Source organism: Streptomyces cyaneochromogenes, from assembly GCF_003963535.1.
Taxonomy (GTDB): domain Bacteria; phylum Actinomycetota; class Actinomycetes; order Streptomycetales; family Streptomycetaceae; genus Streptomyces; species Streptomyces shaanxiensis.
This window is the reverse complement of sequence record NZ_CP034539.1, coordinates 2,771,927-2,788,755: the sequence shown is the minus strand read 5'-3', so window position 1 is coordinate 2,788,755 and position 16,829 is coordinate 2,771,927. Positions and strand designations below refer to the sequence as shown.

16 protein-coding genes and 1 riboswitch are annotated in these 16,829 nt (G+C 71.9%); of the genes, 6 read left to right on the top strand and 10 right to left on the bottom strand.

All coding sequences use genetic code 11. The features are described from left to right. Window positions 1-53 precede the first annotated feature (53 nt). The 5 genes from EJ357_RS12385 to thiO all read right to left on the bottom strand — a co-directional run bounded on the left by EJ357_RS12385 (window position 54) and on the right by thiO (window position 5,290). Window positions 54-947, bottom strand: a complete 894-nt coding sequence (locus tag EJ357_RS12385; RefSeq protein ID WP_126391543.1) for a deoxyribonuclease IV — start codon at window positions 945-947, stop codon at window positions 54-56. A gap of 68 nt (window positions 948-1,015) precedes the next feature. Further along, window positions 1,016-2,998 carry a Stk1 family PASTA domain-containing Ser/Thr kinase gene (gene pknB, locus EJ357_RS12380; RefSeq protein WP_175647375.1) on the bottom strand — a complete coding sequence of 661 codons (1,983 nt, stop codon included), beginning with the start codon at window positions 2,996-2,998 and terminating at the stop codon, window positions 1,016-1,018. A 118-nt stretch (window positions 2,999-3,116) separates the two neighbouring features. Continuing rightward, window positions 3,117-3,911 (bottom strand): thiazole synthase, encoded by a 795-nt coding sequence (locus EJ357_RS12375; protein WP_126391541.1) that lies wholly within the window; start codon window positions 3,909-3,911, stop codon window positions 3,117-3,119. A gap of 3 nt (window positions 3,912-3,914) precedes the next feature. Continuing rightward, complete coding sequence (gene thiS, locus EJ357_RS12370) at window positions 3,915-4,127, bottom strand: sulfur carrier protein ThiS (RefSeq protein WP_126391539.1); 213 nt, start codon at window positions 4,125-4,127, stop codon at window positions 3,915-3,917. Next, window positions 4,124-5,290, bottom strand: coding sequence for a glycine oxidase ThiO (thiO, locus tag EJ357_RS12365; protein WP_126391537.1), 1,167 nt, complete (start codon window positions 5,288-5,290; stop codon window positions 4,124-4,126). Before thiO ends, thiS begins: the two co-directional genes overlap by 4 nt. Then, window positions 5,288-5,399: riboswitch (TPP riboswitch) on the bottom strand. It overlaps the preceding gene by 3 nt. Window positions 5,400-5,451: 52 nt before the next feature. Between thiO and EJ357_RS12360 the strand changes: the two genes are divergently transcribed. The 6 genes from EJ357_RS12360 to EJ357_RS12335 all read left to right on the top strand — a co-directional run bounded on the left by EJ357_RS12360 (window position 5,452) and on the right by EJ357_RS12335 (window position 10,686). Beyond that, window positions 5,452-5,802 carry a hypothetical protein gene (locus EJ357_RS12360; RefSeq protein WP_126391534.1) on the top strand — a complete coding sequence of 117 codons (351 nt, stop codon included), beginning with the start codon at window positions 5,452-5,454 and terminating at the stop codon, window positions 5,800-5,802. A gap of 32 nt (window positions 5,803-5,834) precedes the next feature. Beyond that, the gene (locus EJ357_RS12355; protein ID WP_126391532.1) at window positions 5,835-7,052 is read left to right on the top strand and encodes an NAD(P)/FAD-dependent oxidoreductase; all 1,218 of its coding nucleotides are present in this window, start codon (window positions 5,835-5,837) and stop codon (window positions 7,050-7,052) included. Window positions 7,053-7,156: 104 nt separating this feature from the next. Further along, window positions 7,157-7,522 carry an Rv2175c family DNA-binding protein gene (locus EJ357_RS12350; protein ID WP_126391530.1) on the top strand — a complete coding sequence of 122 codons (366 nt, stop codon included), beginning with the start codon at window positions 7,157-7,159 and terminating at the stop codon, window positions 7,520-7,522. A gap of 327 nt (window positions 7,523-7,849) precedes the next feature. Next, on the top strand, window positions 7,850-8,512 hold the full coding sequence (thiE, locus tag EJ357_RS12345; RefSeq protein ID WP_126391528.1) for a thiamine phosphate synthase: 663 nt from the start codon (window positions 7,850-7,852) through the stop codon (window positions 8,510-8,512). A gap of 218 nt (window positions 8,513-8,730) precedes the next feature. Next, entirely contained in the window at window positions 8,731-9,654 is a 924-nt protein-coding gene (metF, locus tag EJ357_RS12340; protein ID WP_126391526.1) for a methylenetetrahydrofolate reductase [NAD(P)H], read from the top strand. A 57-nt stretch (window positions 9,655-9,711) separates the two neighbouring features. Beyond that, entirely contained in the window at window positions 9,712-10,686 is a 975-nt protein-coding gene (locus EJ357_RS12335; protein WP_126391524.1) for an SCO2102 family sporulation regulator, read from the top strand. A gap of 57 nt (window positions 10,687-10,743) precedes the next feature. Here EJ357_RS12335 and EJ357_RS12330 read toward each other — a convergent pair whose 3' ends face one another. From EJ357_RS12330 to EJ357_RS12310, 5 genes are all read right to left on the bottom strand, one after another. Further along, entirely contained in the window at window positions 10,744-12,255 is a 1,512-nt protein-coding gene (locus tag EJ357_RS12330; protein WP_126391522.1) for a phytoene desaturase family protein, read from the bottom strand. A 55-nt stretch (window positions 12,256-12,310) separates the two neighbouring features. After that, a complete protein-coding gene (locus tag EJ357_RS12325; protein ID WP_126391520.1) occupies window positions 12,311-12,925 on the bottom strand; it encodes a DUF4126 domain-containing protein in 615 nt (204 codons plus the stop codon). Between the two features lie 389 nt (window positions 12,926-13,314). Beyond that, the gene (locus EJ357_RS12320; RefSeq protein ID WP_126391518.1) at window positions 13,315-13,944 is read right to left on the bottom strand and encodes a TetR/AcrR family transcriptional regulator; all 630 of its coding nucleotides are present in this window, start codon (window positions 13,942-13,944) and stop codon (window positions 13,315-13,317) included. Between the two features lie 23 nt (window positions 13,945-13,967). Further along, window positions 13,968-16,052, bottom strand: coding sequence for a YhgE/Pip family protein (locus tag EJ357_RS12315; protein WP_126391516.1), 2,085 nt, complete (start codon window positions 16,050-16,052; stop codon window positions 13,968-13,970). Then, entirely contained in the window at window positions 16,024-16,770 is a 747-nt protein-coding gene (locus EJ357_RS12310; protein WP_126391514.1) for an ATP-binding cassette domain-containing protein, read from the bottom strand. Before EJ357_RS12310 ends, EJ357_RS12315 begins: the two co-directional genes overlap by 29 nt. Window positions 16,771-16,829 lie beyond the last annotated feature (59 nt).

The following is a 16,829-nucleotide window of genomic DNA, read 5'->3' as shown; positions in this document are numbered from 1 at the left end:
GTTCCTGCATCGAGCAAGAACCGTATACCCCCTAGGGGTATTCCGTACTCCGGCTAGGAATCGCGGAGTTTCTTCAGTCGCTCCACGTCCGCCGCGTGCCCTTCCTTCCCGCCGGGCGTCTCGATGATCAGTGGTACGCCCGCGGTGGCCGGGTGCGTCATCAGCGCTCGGAACGGGTCCTCACCGATGTGACCTGCGCCGATGTTCTCGTGCCGGTCCTTGTGAGCGCCGACGACGTCCTTGGAGTCATTGGCGTGGATCAGCTTCAGCCGGCCCTCGCCGACGGTGTCCACCAGCAGGTCGAGCGTCTGGTGCATGCCGGACGGGCCGGTCAGGTCATGGCCGGCGGCGAAGATGTGGCAGGTGTCCAGGCAGACGCCCAGCTTCGGATGGGCGTCCAGTGCCTCGAAGTAGGGCCCGAAGTCCCAGGTGCGCGAGCAGAGCGAGGAGCCCTGTCCGGCGGTGGACTCCAGGAGCAGGTAGGGGTCGTCGTCGTGGGTCAGCTCGTCGAGCAGCGGCAGCAGGTGCTCGCGCACCTGCTTCAGGGCGACCGAGCGCTCCCGGCCGCCGGTCGCGCTGCCCGTGTGGACGACAACGCCGAGCGCCCCGATGTCCCGCCCGCGCCGCAGCGAGTGCCGCAGCGACTCCACCGACTTCTCGACCGTCGCCTCGGTGTGCGAGCCGAAGTTGATCAGGTACGGCGCATGGACGTACGCCGGGATCGACTCGGCCTCGCAGACCGCGCGGAACTCCTCGTCCTGCCGCGGATTCCCGGCGGGTGTGGCCCAGCCGCGCGGGTTGGCGACGAAGACCTGGACGGTCTCCGCCTTGAGGTCGTGGGCGTAGGTGAGCCCGACGGAGCTGAGGCCGCCGGCCACGGGGACATGGCCGCCGACGGGGTTGCGGGAGGGGCCCGAGAGGGCGGTGCCGGACTGCTGACTTCTCACCCGATCAGGGTGTCATGCGCCTCGGCCCGCCCGGTCACCGGCCGGTGAGGAGCGGTACAGGACCCTCCTCACCGGATGGTGATCGTGATCGTCGATCCCTTCGGTGCCGTCTCCCCGCCGTCCACGGACTGCTTCTTCACCGTGTCGCCGAACAGCCCCAGCAGGCCACGGTCCTCGTCGACCTGGAAGCCGGCGGCCTCCAGCTCGGCCTTGGCGTCGTCGACGTTGTCGCCGACCACGTCCGGGACCTCGATCATCTCCGGGCCCTTGGACAGCGTCAGCGTCACCGTGTCGCCCTCGGCGGCCTGGCGGCCGTTCGCGGCCGGGGACTGCTGGGCGACCTGGCCCGCGTCGAACTCGGAGTTGACCCGCGCGGAGGCGACCTTCACCTTCAGGCCGGCCTCCGTCAGCTCGGCCCGCGCGTCCGCCAGGCTCTCGCCGGTGACGTCCGGGATGTCCACCGGGCTGCCCTTGCTGACGGTGAGCGCGACCGCGGAGCCCGAGCGGACCTTGGTGCCGTTCCCGGGGTCGGAGGAGATCACGAAGCCCCTGGGGACGTCGTCGCTGAAGGTCCGGTTCACCATGCCGGGTTCGAGGCCGCTGTCCTTCAGTACGGACCGCGCCTTGTCCAGCTTGTAGCCCTCCAGATCGGGCACCTTCACCGTCTCCGGTCCTTGCGAGATGACCAGGCTCACGGAGTCGTTATGCCGGATGCGGGCGCCCGATCCGGGATCCGTGCTGATGACGGTGCCCCGCTTGACGGTGTCGCTGTAGGCGCGCTCGACCTTTCCGAGTTCGAGCCCGGCGTCCTCCAGCCGGTCCTTGGCCTGCGCCTCGGTCTTGGAGAGCAGCGGCGGGACCTTGGTGAACTGCCCGGAGTTGATGTACCAGATGCCGACGCCGAGGCCGAGGGCCAGCAGGACGGCGGCGACGATGACGAGCGGGCCGCGCGGCGTGCGCGAGGTCCGTGACCGGCGCCCGGGCGGCGGGGGCGGGGGTGTCGCCAGCCGGCTGGTCCGGTTGAGGACGGCCTCGCGATCCGGCTCGTCCTCGTTCACCGGCAGCGGCCGCGATGGGGGTCCCCCCGCGCGAGCGGAGCCGAGCGTGGGGGAGTTCAGAGCGCGCGGGATTACGGTCGTACGGTCGTCGGCGTTGCTGTGCTCGGCCGTGAGCGCCTGCGGCGGCACCGCGTCCAGCTGGTCCGCGCTCAGCGCCGCGCGCACCTCGCGGGCCTGCGCGAGCAGCGCGACGGCGTCGTGCGGGCGGATGTCCGGGGTGCGCGCGGTGGCCGACGCGACCAGCTCGTCGAGCTCGTACGCCAGGCCCGGCGCGATGGCCGAGGGCGGCGGGACGTCCTCGTGCAGGTGCTTGTAGAGCACCACGGCGGGGGAGTCCCCGTCGTGCGGCTTGTCGCCGGTGAGCATCTCGTAGAGGACGACACCGCACGCGTACACGTCGACGCGGGCGTCGGCGGCGCCCGGCTGCTCTATCTGCTCGGGCGCGAGATAGGAGACGGTGCCGAGCACGGCACCGGTGGTGCTGGTCACGGTGTCCACGGACCGCACGAGCCCGAAGTCGGCGACCTTGACCCGCCCGTCATCCCCTATGAGCACGTTCTCGGGCTTCATGTCCCGGTGCACGAACCCGGCGCGGTGCGCGGCGCCGAGCGCGGCGAGCACCGGCTCCAGGATGTCCAGCGCGGCCCGGGGCTGCAGCGCCCCGCGCTCGCGCAGGACGTCGCGCAGGGTGCAGCCCGCGACGTACTCCATGGCGAGATAGACGTACGACCCGTCGGTGCCCTGGTCGAAGACCTGCACGACGTTGGGGTGCGCGAGCCGGGCGACGGACTTCGCCTCACGGATGAACCGGTCGACGAACACGCTGTCGACCGCCAGCGCGGGATGCATCACCTTGAGCGCGAGGACGCGGTCGAGACGGGTGTCCACGGCCCGGTAGACCGTGGCCATCCCGCCGACCGCGATCCGCGCGTCCACGCGATACCGGCCGTCGAGCACCTGCCCGACCAGAGGGTCCTGAAGGGTCGTATCCACGCAGGCGAGTGTACGAGCCGACGCTGACAGCCCCGCCCGTTCGGACATGATCGGAGCGGGACTGGAGCCGAGCTGTGACGGACGCCTCACTGGCCGAACCGTTCTGTCGAACATCCGTTCAGAACGCGGGGCGTTCCGGGTCCAGCCGCGCCAAACCCTCCGCCGGAGACGACGCCTCCGCGAAGTGCCGCCGCGGAATCCGCCCCGCCCGGTACGCCAGCCGCCCCGCCTCCACCGCGTGCCGCATCGCGTCGGCCATCAGCACCGGTTCCTGAGCCCGCGTCACCGCGGAGGCGAGCATCACACCCGCGCACCCCAGCTCCATCGCGAGCGCCGCGTCCGACGCCGTACCGGCACCCGCGTCCAGAATCACCGGCACGCGCGCGTGCTCCACGATCAGCTGGAAGTTGTGCGGGTTGCGGATACCGAGCCCGGACCCGATCGGCGACCCCAGCGGCATGATCGCCGCACAGCCGACGTCCTCCAGCTTCCGCGCCAGCACGGGGTCGTCATTGGTGTACGGCAGCACGGTGAACCCGTCGTCCACCAGCGTCTCCGCCGCGTCCAGCAGCTCGATCGGATCCGGCAGCAGGGTCCGCTCGTCGGCGATGACCTCCAGCTTGACCAGATCCGTACCGAGCGCCTCGCGCGCGAGGCGGGCCGTCAGCACGGCCTCGCCCGCCGTGAAGCAGCCCGCCGTGTTCGGCAGGACCTGGATGCCGAGCTTCTCCAGCACGGACAGGACGGAGCCGTGCACGTCCGGGTTGACCCGCCGCATCGCGACCGTCGTCAGCTCCGTCCCGGACGCCACCAGCGCCCGTTCCAGAACCTCCAGGCTGGGCGCCCCGCCCGTGCCCATGATCAGGCGGGACGTGAAGGACGTGCCGCCTATGACAAAGGGATCGTCGGCCATGGTTCAGCCTCCTTGGACGGCGGTGAGGACCTCGACGCGATCTCCCTCGGAGAGGGGTGTCGACGCCCACTGCGCGCGCGGGACGACGGTTTCGTTGAGGGCGGCGGCCACTCCGGAGGGCGCCGCGGTGAGGGACCGCACGAGCGTGTCGAGAGCCGTGCCCGGCTCGATCTGCCGACGCTCGCCGTTGACCGAGATGGTGAGCGGGATGTTCATGCGGGCAGCTCCGTGAGTGCGGCGGCACTGAACCGCCTCGGCGTGAACGGCCGTGCCTCGTCCGGGAGTTCACCCGTGGCCAGTGCGTGTGCCATGGCGTCGCCGGTGACCGGCGTCAGCAGCACGCCGTTGCGGTAGTGCCCGGTGGCCAGCAACAGCCCGTCCAGCTCGGTCGGGCCGAGCAGCGGGGCGTTGTCGGGGGAGCCGGGGCGCAGACCGGCCCGCGTCTCGGTGAGCGGCAGTTCCGTGATGCCGGGCACCAGCTCGTGCGCGTCGCGCAGCAGCTCGTACACCCCGCCCGCGGTCACCGTCGTGTCCCAGCCCAGCTCCTCGCTCGTCGCCCCGACGACCAGCTCCCCGCTCTCGCGCGGCACCAGATACACCTGGCTGCCGCGCACCACGGCCCGCACGGTCCGGCTCAGGAACGGCGCGTACCGCTTCGGCACGGTCAGCCGCAGCACCTGCCCCTTCACGGGACGTACCGGAGGCAGCACGTGGTCCGGGATCCCGGGCAGCCGTCCGCTGAGGCTGCCGGCCGCGAGGACCACCTGGCCCGCGCCCAGCGCGGTGCCGTCCGACGCGGTGACACCGGCGGCCCGGTCCCGTACGACGTCGAGGCGCTCGGCCCAGGTCCGGTGGAAGACCACACCGGCCCGCTCGCACGCGGCCACCAGCGCCCCGGCCAGCCGCCGCGGGTCGATCTGGTGGTCGCCGTCGACCCTGAGCCCGCCGCGCACGCCCGGCGCGAGCATCGGCTCCAGGCGTCGGCAGTCACGCCCCGACAGCCACTCCGAGTCCAGCCCCGACTGGCGCTGCAAGGTGTGCAGTTCCCGCAGATGGGCGCGGTCGTCGGAGTCGAGCGCGACGGCGAGCGTGCCGCAGCGCCGGTAGCCGAGGTCGCGGCCGGTGAGCTCGGTGAGCTCGGCCGCGAAGTCCGGGTAACGGCGCGCCGAGGCGAGGTTCAGGCCCAGCAGGGTCTGCTCGCCGTAGTGCAGTTCCGTGACGGCGGCCAGCATTCCGGCGGCCACCTGGGCGGCGCCGCCGCCCGGGTCGGGGTCCACGACGGTCGTGGTGAACCCGCGCTGCGCGGCCCGCCACGCCGTGACCAGGCCGATGATTCCGCCCCCGATGACAAGGACGTCTGACGTTCGCGTACGCGACATGGGCGTCCAGCCCCTCCCTTCGCCGGCATGACCCGGATCAGGTTCGTACGGTCGGAGGCCGCCAGCCTCCCTCTCAGCCCGGTGCGTCCGGGCTCCCGCGAGTGCTCTACGTTGGCCACCCTAGCCCGCCGCCGTAAGTCTCAGTAAGGGAGCCTCACCCCATGGCCCGCTCGCTCGACGGTCTCGTCCTCGTCCCCGTCGCGGACCAAGCCCCAGGTCAGGTGGGTACGCGCACCCGGTTCACGTACCACGAGAAGGACGGCGAGATCTGGGCCGGGTACGCGGGCGGCGACGTCGTACGCGGCCATCTCGTGGGCACCAGGGAAGGCGACCGGCTGGACTTCCGCTACGTGCAGCTGAAGCGGGACGGGACGACGTCGTCGGGGCACTGCGTGTCGACCGTGGTCGAGCTGCCCGACGGGCGGGTGCGGCTGGAGGAGAGCTGGGAGTGGGAGTCGCAGCCGGGCAGCGGCACCAGCGTTGTGGAGCAGGTCACTGAGCACGACTCCTGACTGACAAATTGTCAGTTGTCTATGGTGATCAGGTGAGCGAGCAGACGACGCAGTCGCAGCGCAAGGTGGTCGTCGCGGGCGCCGGCATGGCCGGTGTGCAGACGGCGGTCGCCCTTCGGGAACAGGGCTTCACGGGCCCGGTCACCCTGATCGGCGCCGAGCCCCACCAGCCGTACGACCGGCCGCCCCTGTCCAAGGCCGTTCTGCTGGGCAAGGCCGAGGGATCCGCCTTCGACGTCGACTTCGAGGCGCTGGGCATCGAACTGCGGCTGGGGTGCGAGGTGCTGGGCGTGCGCCCCGCCGACCATGAGCTGGACACCGAGGCCGGGCCCGTCCCCTACGACGTCCTCGTGCTCGCCACCGGTGCCGAACCGATCCGGCTGCCGGGCACGGAGGGCGTGCCCGGCGTGCACCTGCTGCGCACCCTGGACGACGCCGAGCGGCTGCGGCCGGTGCTCGCCCGGCAGCACGACATCGTGGTCGTCGGCGCGGGCTGGATCGGCGCGGAGTTCGCCACGGCCGCGCGGGAGGCGGGCTGCGCGGTGACGGTCGTGGAGGCCGCCGACCGGCCGCTCGCGGGTGCACTGCCCGCGGAGGTGGCCGCGCCGATGAGCCGCTGGTACGCGGACAGCGGGGCCCTTCTGCGCACGCACGCGCGCGTGGAGCGCGTCGAACCCGGTGCGGTGCTCCTCGACGACGGCTCGCGGCTGCCCGCCGGCGCCGTCGTGGTCGGCATCGGGGCACGGCCCGCCACGGCCTGGCTGGCCGGCTCGGGCATCGAGCTCGGCGCGCACGGCGAGGTCGTGGCCGACGACCACCTGCGCACCTCCGTACCGGACGTCTACGCGGTCGGCGACTGCGCCTCCTTCCCCTCGGGAAGGTATGGCGACCGCCTGCTGGTCCACCACTGGGACAACGCCCTCCAGGGCCCGCGCACGGTCGCCGCGAACATCCTCGGCGAGACCACCGCGGTCTACGACCCGGTCCCGTACTTCTGGTCCGAGCAGTTCGGCCGCTTCGTCCAGTACGCCGGCCACCACGCCGCCGCCGACACGACCCTGTGGCGCGGCGACCCGTCGGGCCCGGCGTGGACGGTCTGCTGGCTGCGGGACGACCGCCTGGTCGCCCTGCTGGCGGTGGGCCGGCCGAGGGACCTGGCGCAGGGGCGGCGGCTGATCGAGGCGGGCACGCCGATGAACCCGGAACTGCTCGCGGACCCGGCGCGGCCGATGAAGGCGGCGGTGGCGTAGCGGCCGTGGCGTACCGCCGTGGCCCGGCGCGTCACTCCAACAGGTCCTCCCAGGTGGACCGGCCTGACTTCCGACTGTCAGTGGCAGATGGCAGGCTTGTTTCCGTGACCGAGATTGACGCAAAGATCGATGCTCTCGTCCCCGCCTGGCTCACCCTCCCCGACATCGCAGAGATGCTCGACGTCGAGGTGACGCGTGTGCGGCAGCTGGTCAAGGAGGGCCAGCTCATCGCCGTACGCCGTGGTGAGAACCGCGCGCTGCACGTCCCTGCCGCCTTCATCGACGGGGACAAGGTCGTCAAGGGCCTGACCGGCACCCTGACGCTCCTGCGGGACGACGGCTTCACCGACGAAGAGATGCTGGAGTGGCTCTTCACGCCCGACGAGAGCCTGCCCGGCACCCCCGCGCAGGCGCTCAGCGAGAATCGCGGCACGGAGGTGAAGCGCCGCGCCCAGGCGCTCGCCGTCTGAGCACCTGGATCTGAGCAGCCGGATCCGCACACCCGGATCCGAACACCGTGCGGCGTATGGGCCGGGCCCGTTCCCGCGGGCCACGGTCGCGGTCGACTGCGGCCGCGAGGCCGGGCCGAGACCCCGGAAGGACCGAGGCTCGGGGACGCGCCCGGCCCATACGCCATCGACATATCGATATGACGGCGCCCTCACCCGGTGCCGGGCCCCCGGCCGGTCGCCCGGCTCCGGCTACCGTGCCTCCGTCCGGCACCTGCCCGACGCCGCGAGCCCGACGCCACGGGCCCCACGCCACCCGCCCGGCAACCCGATCCCAGGGGGAACCGCATGTCCGACACCGCCACCGCAGCCACCGCCCGCACCCAGCTCGCCGACGCGCGGCTGTACCTCTGCACCGACGCCCGTAAGCGGCAGGGCGACCTCGCGGAGTTCCTGGACGCCGTCCTGGCCGGCGGTGTGGACATCGTGCAGCTGCGCGACAAGGGCATGGAGGCGGGCGAGGAACTGGAGCACCTGGAGGTCTTCGCCGAGGCCTGCGCCCGGCACGGCAAGCTCTTCGCGGTCAACGACCGCGCCGACGTGGCCCACGCCGCCGGCGCGGACGTCCTGCACCTCGGCCAGGGCGACCTCCCGGTCCCCGCCGCCCGCGCGATCCTCGGGGACGACATCCTCATCGGCCGCTCCACACACGCCGGGTCCGAGGCCGACGCGGCCGCCGCCCAGGAGGGCGTGGACTACTTCTGCACGGGCCCCTGCTGGCCCACTCCCACCAAGCCCGGTCGCCACGCCCCCGGCCTCGACCTGGTCCGCCACACCGCCTCCCTCGGCACCGACCGCCCCTGGTTCGCCATCGGCGGCATCGACCTCGCCAACCTCGACCAGGTGCTGGAGGCGGGCGCCCGCCGGGTCGTCGTCGTACGGGCGATCACGGAGGCGGACGACCCCGAAGCGGCGGCGGCGGAGTTCGCGAAGCGGTTGCGGCAGCTCTAGGACGGCCCTGCGCCGCGACGGCCCCGTCTCAGTTACCGTCCCACTGTGTCTCAGCCAGTGGTCAGCCCAGCCGGGATCCATTGCTCGGGGCCCGCCCCGGCCCGCCTCAGGGCCCATTTCTGGCCTCTGGTGTCCAAAGCGTGGACAACACCCCGACAATTCGGGCAAATGTCCGGCGCACGGTTGGGGGACCGGGGGCCCCTGGCTAACCTGCGAGTATGGCCCTCGGCACCGCATCCATCAGGTCGGACCACGCTCGTACCGTGCGCGAGATGCTCGCGACCGGCAAGACGACGTATTCCTTCGAGTTCTACGCCCCCAAGACACCGAAGGGCGAGCGGAACCTGTGGAACGCGCTGCGCCGGGTCGAGGCCGTCGGGCCCGACTTCGTCTCCGTGACCTACGGCGCGGGCGGTTCCACTCGTGCGGGCACGGTCAAGGCGACCGAGGCGATCGCGTCGGACACCACGCTCACCCCGATCGCCCACCTCACCGCGGTCGATCACTCGGTGGCCGACCTGCGCAACATCATCGGCCAGTACGCCGACGCCGGGATCCGCAACATGCTGGCGCTGCGCGGCGACCCGCCCGGTGACCCGCTGGGCGACTGGGTGCCGCACCCGCAGGGCCTCGCCTACGCCGCGGAACTCGTCGAGCTGATCAAGGCGTCCGGGGACTTCTGCGTGGGCGTCGCGGCCTTCCCCGCGATGCACCCGCGCTCCGCCGACTGGGAGACCGACGTCCGTCACTTCGTCGACAAGTGCCGGGCCGGCGCGGACTACGCGATCACGCAGATGTTCTTCGAACCGGAGGACTACCTACGACTGCGCGACCGTGTTTCGGCCGCCGGCTGCGACACCCCGATCATTCCGGAGATCATGCCGATTGCCAGCGTGAAGACGCTGGAACGGATCCCGTCCCTCACCAACGCCTCGTTCCCGGCCGCCCTGAAAGAGCGGATCCTCACAGCAAAGGACGATCCGGCGGCTGTACGCTCGATCGGGATCGAGTTCGCCACGGAGTTCTGCGCACGGCTGCTGGCCGAGGGAGTGCCCGGACTGCACTTCATCACGCTCAACAACTCCACGGCGACTCTGGAAATCTACGAGAACCTGGGCCTGCACCACCCACCGCAGGCCTAGACCGGCCGTCCTGACATACGTCACACTGCGTAGGCGGCCAATGGGAGAGGGGCGTACATGGGCTGGACGGTCCTCTACATCGCGTTCGGCGTCGTCGCGCTGTGGCTGCTGGGCGAGGTGCTGCTGCAGTACAAGGCACGCCTGCGCTGGCGGTTGCTCGCCTTCGTCGGCTTCCTCGGCGTCGTGGTCGGGGTCCTGATCCCGTCCGTCATCGTCATCGGACTGGGTGCGGCCGCGTTCGCGGTCGGCCAGACCTACGTCACGCTGTCGTTCCGCCGCGGCTTCTCGGCCGGCTGGGCGGTCTCCGCCCCGGCCCTGGGCCCCCTGGGCAGCGTCAAGCGCCGCCGAGGCGAGCCGGAGCACCAGGATCCGACCCTGGAGGTCTCCGACCTCGAGGCGAGCGAGGGCGGCTTCGGGAGCGGCGACGGTCCGTACGGCCCGGACAACGGCAAGTACGGCCAGGACCACGTCGGTTACGGTCACGACGACTACGACCGCGACGACGTCTTCACGCCCTCCCGCCTCGCCCAGCCAACGGCTGCGGAGACGACCTCCGTCTACGAGCCGCAGCCCCTTCCGGAGGACACCGGCTCGTACGGCATATACAGCGACACCGCCTACGCCGCCGCCAACCAGAACTACGCGGCTACCGGCCAGCCCCAGGACCAGTACGCGACGGCCGACCAGGGCTACGGGTACGACGGCTACTCCGGCTACGACCAGCAGCAGTACGGCTACGACGCGACCGGCCAGCAGCAATACGCCGCCTACTCCGACCCGTACGTCGGCACCCAGACCTACGACGGCGCCTCCTACGACGCCTACGGCCAGCAGCAGTACGGCCAGCAGGCCTACGGCCAGGACCAGTACGCCACCGGCACCTACGGCGAGACGACCCCGCCCGGCGGCGTCTGGGTCCCGCAGCAGCGCACCGACGAGTACGGGGGCGAACTCCCGCCGGAGCAGCAGTACCCGTACCAGGGCAACGGCCAGCAGCAGGGCCAGGGGTACGACGAGCAGTACCGCTTCTGACGCCTGTCCTGTCGGGACGGCGCCCCTAGGCGGGCCTCACAGCGAGTCCCCGCGACATCACTGCGAGCCCCGGAACTCCGGCCCCTCCACGATCAGCCCGGCCACCAGGGCGCCCGACATGCCGGCGTGGGCGAGTCCGCCGCCGGGGTGGGACCAGCCGCCGGCCGTGAACAGGCCCGGTACGCGGGTGCTGTTGGACGGGTGCAGGAAGGTCCCCTCCGCCGCGGCCAGCGCGGGTGCGGGCACCCCGCCGCCCTCGGCCCCCGTCTCCTCGTGGGTGTGCACCGGCGTACGGACCTCGCGCCACAGGATTCGCTCACGCAGGCCGGGCAGCGCGCGCTCGGCGGCGCCGACCATCGCGTCGGCGAAGCCGTCGGCGGCACCGGCCGCGGTCCAGTCGTACACCGACTGCGAGGGCACCGTGGCGGTGAGGACCACGGACTCGTGCCCGTCGTCGGGGCGCAGGGCCGGGTCGTCCGGGCGGTCGATACGGACCGTCGGGTGGGCGGGCGGCTCACCGAGGCCGAAGGCGTCCAACTCGGCCTGGCGGTCCGGGGTGTGCGCCACCGTGCGGTGCGCGGCGTCCGCCTCGCGTGCGCCGCGCAGCGCCAGGCAGACGACGACCCGGCCCGTGGCCATGCCCTCGGGATCGGGTTCGACCCCTTCGGCGGCGTAGAGCTCCCGGCCATGCATCAGGTCACCCAGGCGCCAAGGTCCGGTGCCGACGACCAGGTCCGCCTCGGCCACCGTCCCGTCGGCCAGCTCCACCCCCGCCGCCCGGCCGTCCTTCTCCACGACCCCGGTGACCTCCGCACCGAAGTGGAACTCGACCTTCCTGGCCACGCACCGCTCGTACACCGCCCGCGCCAACTCCCGTATGCCGCCCCGCACATACCAGGTCCCGAAGGCGTGCTCCAGATACGGCAGCACCGCCGCGCTCGCCGGGGCGACGCGCGGGTCCAGGCCGGATGCGAGCGCGTGGCTCTCCAGCAGGGCGACGAGCCGGGGATCGCGCAGTTCCCAGGCGCCGACCTCGGCGAGGGTGCCCGCCCGGCGGGTGCGCAGGAGCCGCTTGTGGGGGACCGCCGGATAGGGCTCGCGTTCGGCCAGCACCTGCCAGTTCGGCCACAGGGGCTCCTCCAGCAGCGGCCTGCGCGTCCGGTCCCAGGCCTCGCGGGCGCGGACCAGGAAGTCACCCCAGCGGTCGCCGGTCCCGGCGCCCAGCGCCGCGTCCAGGGCGGCCACCACACCCGCGCGCGAGGCGTTCGGCAGGGACACCGCGGTGCCGTCCGCGAAGACGTGCCGGGCCGACGGGTCGACCTGGACCAGCTCGACGCACGCCTCCAGCGGCTCCTTGCCGGTCTTGATGAACAGATCGCGGTACACGGCGGGCAGGGGGAGCAGCCCCGGTCCCGTGTCGAAGCCGAAGCCGTCGCGCTCGAAGCGGCGCACGGCTCCGCCGTACGTCTCCGTGCGCTCGTACACCGTCACACGGTGGCCCGCGACGGCCAGCCGGGCAGCGGCCGCCATCGCGCCCATCCCGGCGCCGATCACCACAATCCTTGCCATGCAGGGGACTTTATCGGCCGTCACTGACAACGGCCCGCGGACCTCGGGCGGGACCTCAGCCCGGCCGCTGCCCCACCGCCTGGGCGAGCCGTTTCTCCTCGCGTCGCCTGTCCCTGCGCCGCAGGAAGCGACGGATCCGCGAGGCCAGGAAGAGGAGCAGGAACAGCCCGGCGAACAACAGGCCGCCCGCGACCACGGACGCCGCCACGGGATGGAAGATCGCGAAGGTGATGATCGCGGCGACCCCGAGGTCCTCGGCGATGCTCACCACGATGTTGCTGAACGGCTCGGGCGAGGTGTTGACCGCCATCCGCGTCCCGGCCTTGACCAGATGGCTCAGCAGCGCCGCGGACCCGCCGACCGCGCCCGCCGCCAGCTCGGGCAGCGACCCGCTCTGCCCGGCGAGCAGCGCCGCGACGACGGCACCCGCGATCGGCCGGATCACGGTGTGCACCGCGTCCCAGGCCGAGTCCACGTACGGGATCTTGTCGGCGACGGCCTCGCACAGGAACAGCACGCCGGCGGCTATGAGGACATCGGGCCGTTGCAGCGCCTCGGGCACGTCGTCGCTCATGCCGGTGGCGCCGAAGACGCCGAGCAGCAGCACCACGGCGTAGGCGTTGACGCCGCTGGCCCAGCCGCTGGTGAACACCAAGGGGAGTATCGACACGGGGGCGATCGTAACCAGTCGGCAACGGGGGGTCCTGGGCCTGAGTGCGCAGGTCTGAGTACGCGTACCTAGTGGTGGAGATGAGTACGCGCGCGGATGGGGCCCGACCTGCGTGAACGAGAGAGTGGAGGCACGGAGAAGGGGATCGGCTCCGGCACCGGCGACACGGGGCGCCGGAACGGAGCGGCCCCGGATCCGCTCCTTCCGCCGACCAGGCGTCGGCGGGAGCGAGACCGGGGGACCCGGGGGAACGACCGAACGGGGGTCCGGCGGGGGACACGGGGGAGTACGGGGGAAAACGGGGGAGCAGGAGAAAGCGCCGGTTCGAGAGTGGCCCGCGGGGGACGCGGCCACTTTCGGACCGGCGCTTTCGCATGCGTGCGACGCCGTCAGCGGCCGCCGCTCACCCGGCCCTGCAACAGCCGGGACAACGCCGAGTGCACGTCGTCCAAGGAGCGCTCCGGCTGGAAGGACTTCCAGTCCAGCGCGGCCACCAGGACCATGCCGACCAGGGCCGAGGCGGTCAGCGGGACGTCGATCTCCTCGCTGAACTCGCCCTTCTTCACGCCCTCGCGCAGCACCCCCTCGACGACCGCCACCGCCTGCTGCCGGACCACCATCAGCGTCGACTGCCAGGCCCGGTTGGTACGCCACAACTCGGCGACGTACAGCTGGGTGAAGGAGGGATAGCGGTCGATGAAGACCAGCCCCGCGCGGATCATCGCGTCCAGGGCGTCCACCTTGGTGCCGCCGTCCCGTTCGGTCCGCTCGGCCGCCTCCCGAAGGGAGGCGGTGAGGAGCTCGACCCCGTGCCGCAGCAGCTCCTCGAAGAGGACGGACTTGCTCGCGAAGTTGTAGTAGACCGTGCCCTTCGCCACCCCGGCCCGTTCGGCGATCTCGTCCACCGTGGTGGCGGAGAAGCCCTGTTCGGCGATGAGCGTGACGGCCGCCTCGTAGAGCTTCTGCCGGGTGGCCTCGCGGCGCGTGCTGCCGCCCGACGGGGCGCTGCTGCTTTCCATGGGACTGATTGTCCCGCGTGCGGTCACAGGCTCAGCTCCGGGTGCAGCCGGTCGAGCGTCCAGACCTGCCGGCGACGGGCCGACAGCGCGGTCAGCGCGACAGCGCCCGCCGTGAAGGCCACGAGCACCACGCACGCGTGCCACACCGGTACCAGACCGCCACCCGTGATGAGCCTCCTGAGCGCCTCCACGACGTAGCTCATCGGCAGGAAGGGGTGCAGCGCGTTGAAGAAGCCCGGGCTCGTCTGCACGGGGTAGGTGCCGCCCGCGGACGTCAACTGCAGCATCAGCAGGGCCAGGACGAGGATCCGGCCCGCCGCCCCGAAGCGCGCGTTCAGCCACTGCACGATCGCCGCGAAGCACGCCGTCACGAGGAACAGGAAGCCCACCGTCCCGGCGGCCCGCGCCATCTCCAGCCCGACGGCCCAGTGCAGCACCGACATCAGGGCCACCGTCTGCAGCACCCCGATCGCCACCACGGGCAGCCAGCCGGCCAGCGCGATCCGCCACGCGGAGGCACCCGCGGCGAGCGCGCGCCGATTCATCGGCGAGATCAGCATGTACGCCACCATCGCCCCGACCCACAGGGACAGCGGGATGAAGTACGGCGCGAATCCGGTGCCGTAGTTGGGCGCCTTGTGCAGGTCCCGGGAGACGAGCTGGACCGGGTCGGCCATGACCTCGGTGCGCTGGTCGCGGGCCGTCTTGTCGTAGTCGGGGATTTGCTTCGCGCCGTCGTGCAGTCCGTCGGAGAGCTTCCCTGAGCCGTCGACGAGCTTGTAGATGCCGCCGTTGAGGTCGTACGCGCCGGTCTTGAGCGCGCTCACGCCGGAGTCCAGCTCCACCGCGCCGGTCCTGGCCGTGCCGATCCCCGAGTGCAGCGCCTTGGCGCCCGCGGCGACCTTGGCGGCCCCGTCGTTCAGCTGGTTGATCCTGCTGACGGCGTCGTCGAGGTCCTCGGAGAGGCTCGGCGCGCGGTCGGCGAGCGCCTGGGACTGCTGCTGGAGGGTGGCGAGGTGTTTGTCGAGCTTCTTCAGATCGCCGTTCTGGTCGGCGATCAGCGTGTTGAGGTCGTCGGCGATCAACGCCACGTCCGCGGCCGACTGCTTCGCCTTCTTCAGGTCGGAACAGGCCGGGTCGGGCAGTACGGGGTCCTCGCAGCGCGCCCGGTGGACGACGTCCAGGGCGTCGGAAGCCGCATGGGCGCCCCTGGCGGCGCCCGGAGCCCGCCGGGCGAGGTCGCCGAGGTTGTTCCGGATCGCACCCGACGCGTCCGCGACCAACTGGGCGGTGTGTCCGATGGTCGTCTCGTTGTCCGCCAGGAACGGGCCGACCTTCCGGTCGATGCCGTTGACCCTGTCGGCCAGCGTCTGCGTGCCCTCCGCGACCCGCCCGGTGCCGTCCGCCAGGTCGCCGGCCGCCTGGTTGAGCTTCCCCAGCCCCGTGGCCAGCTCGCCGCTGCCTTCCTTGGCGTCCTTCAGCCCGTCCGCGAGGTCCTTGGAGCCCTTCTCCGCCTTCCCGATGCCGCCCTCGAGCTGGTCGGCGCCGTCCGCGGCCTTCACGGTCGCGCCGTGGATGTCGGAGAACGACACGAAGATCCGGTCCAGGAACGACCGCGACGCCTTGGTGGACGCCGCCTCGCGCACCTCGCTGAAGACGGTCCGCGAGATCTGTCCGACGATGTAGTTGTTCGCGTCGTTCGTACGCACCTGCAGAGCGCCCGTCTCCGGCGAGTCGCCCGAGCTGGACGCGATCCGCTCACTGAAGTCGGCCGGCATGGTCAGCGACAGGTAGTAGGTGCCGTTCTCGACACCCTTCTCGGCGTCGGCGGCACTCACCTCGTGCCAGTCGAAGACGTCGCTCTCGCGCAGCCCTTGGGTGATGTCGGACCCGGCCGTGAGCTTCTTCCCCTCGACGGCCGCTCCCTTGTCGTCGTTCACCAGGGCCACGGGGATACGGTCGAGACGGCCGTACGGATCCCAGAACGACCACAGGTACAGGGCGCCGTACAGCAGGGGCAGCACCAGCAGCGCGACCAGGGCGGCACGCGGCAGCTTCCCCCGGCCGAATCGCCGGAGCTCAAGCGCGGCCAGCCTCGGCGATCGCATCGGCGGCCTCCTTTCCGTCACTTGCCTGTGTGGACACCTTGACCGTGCCGTCGGGAGCCTCGCTGCACACCGCCACGACCGTCGTCCCGGCCTCGGCGATCGACTTCAACAGCGCCCAGGCCTCGGTCCGTTCGGTGTCCGAGAGCTTGAGGTCGGTGTCGTCGACGCCGAGCAGGCGCGGCCGACCGATGAGGGCCAGCGCGACGGACAGCCGCAGGGCCTGCGGACGCTCCAGATCGCGTACGGCCGTACGGGCGCCCTTGGGCAGGTCCTCCAGGTCGAGCCCCGCGGCCGCGAGCGCGGTGTCGATCCGCTGCCGCTGCTCGCCCTTCCGCTCGGCCCGCGGCCGCAGCAGCCCGCGCAACGAGTCGCCGAACCGTCGCTGCAGCAGCGCCCGTTCGTGCAGGTGCTCGGCGACGGTCAGCGCCGGCTCCAGGTCGGTCACACCCGGAACGTGGGCCAGGGCGCTGACGCGCCGTACCGCCGCCATGCGCTTGGGCAGCACGGCCCCGTCCACGTCGGCGGTTCCCTCGGTGGCCTTCATCCGTCCGGTGAGCGCGAGCAGCAGGCAGGTGCGGCCGCTGCCGGACGGCCCTTCGATCGTGATCAGCGAGCCGGGCCCGGCCTCGAAGGAGACCCCGCGGAACGCCCACCCGCGGGGTCCTTCGAGGCCGAGACCCTGGGCCGTGACGCCGACTCCGGTCACGGTTCCCCCCATCCCTGCCCCCTCATTTTGAACTGACTGGTCAGTGCAAAAGTTAGCCCGAACTCTCGATC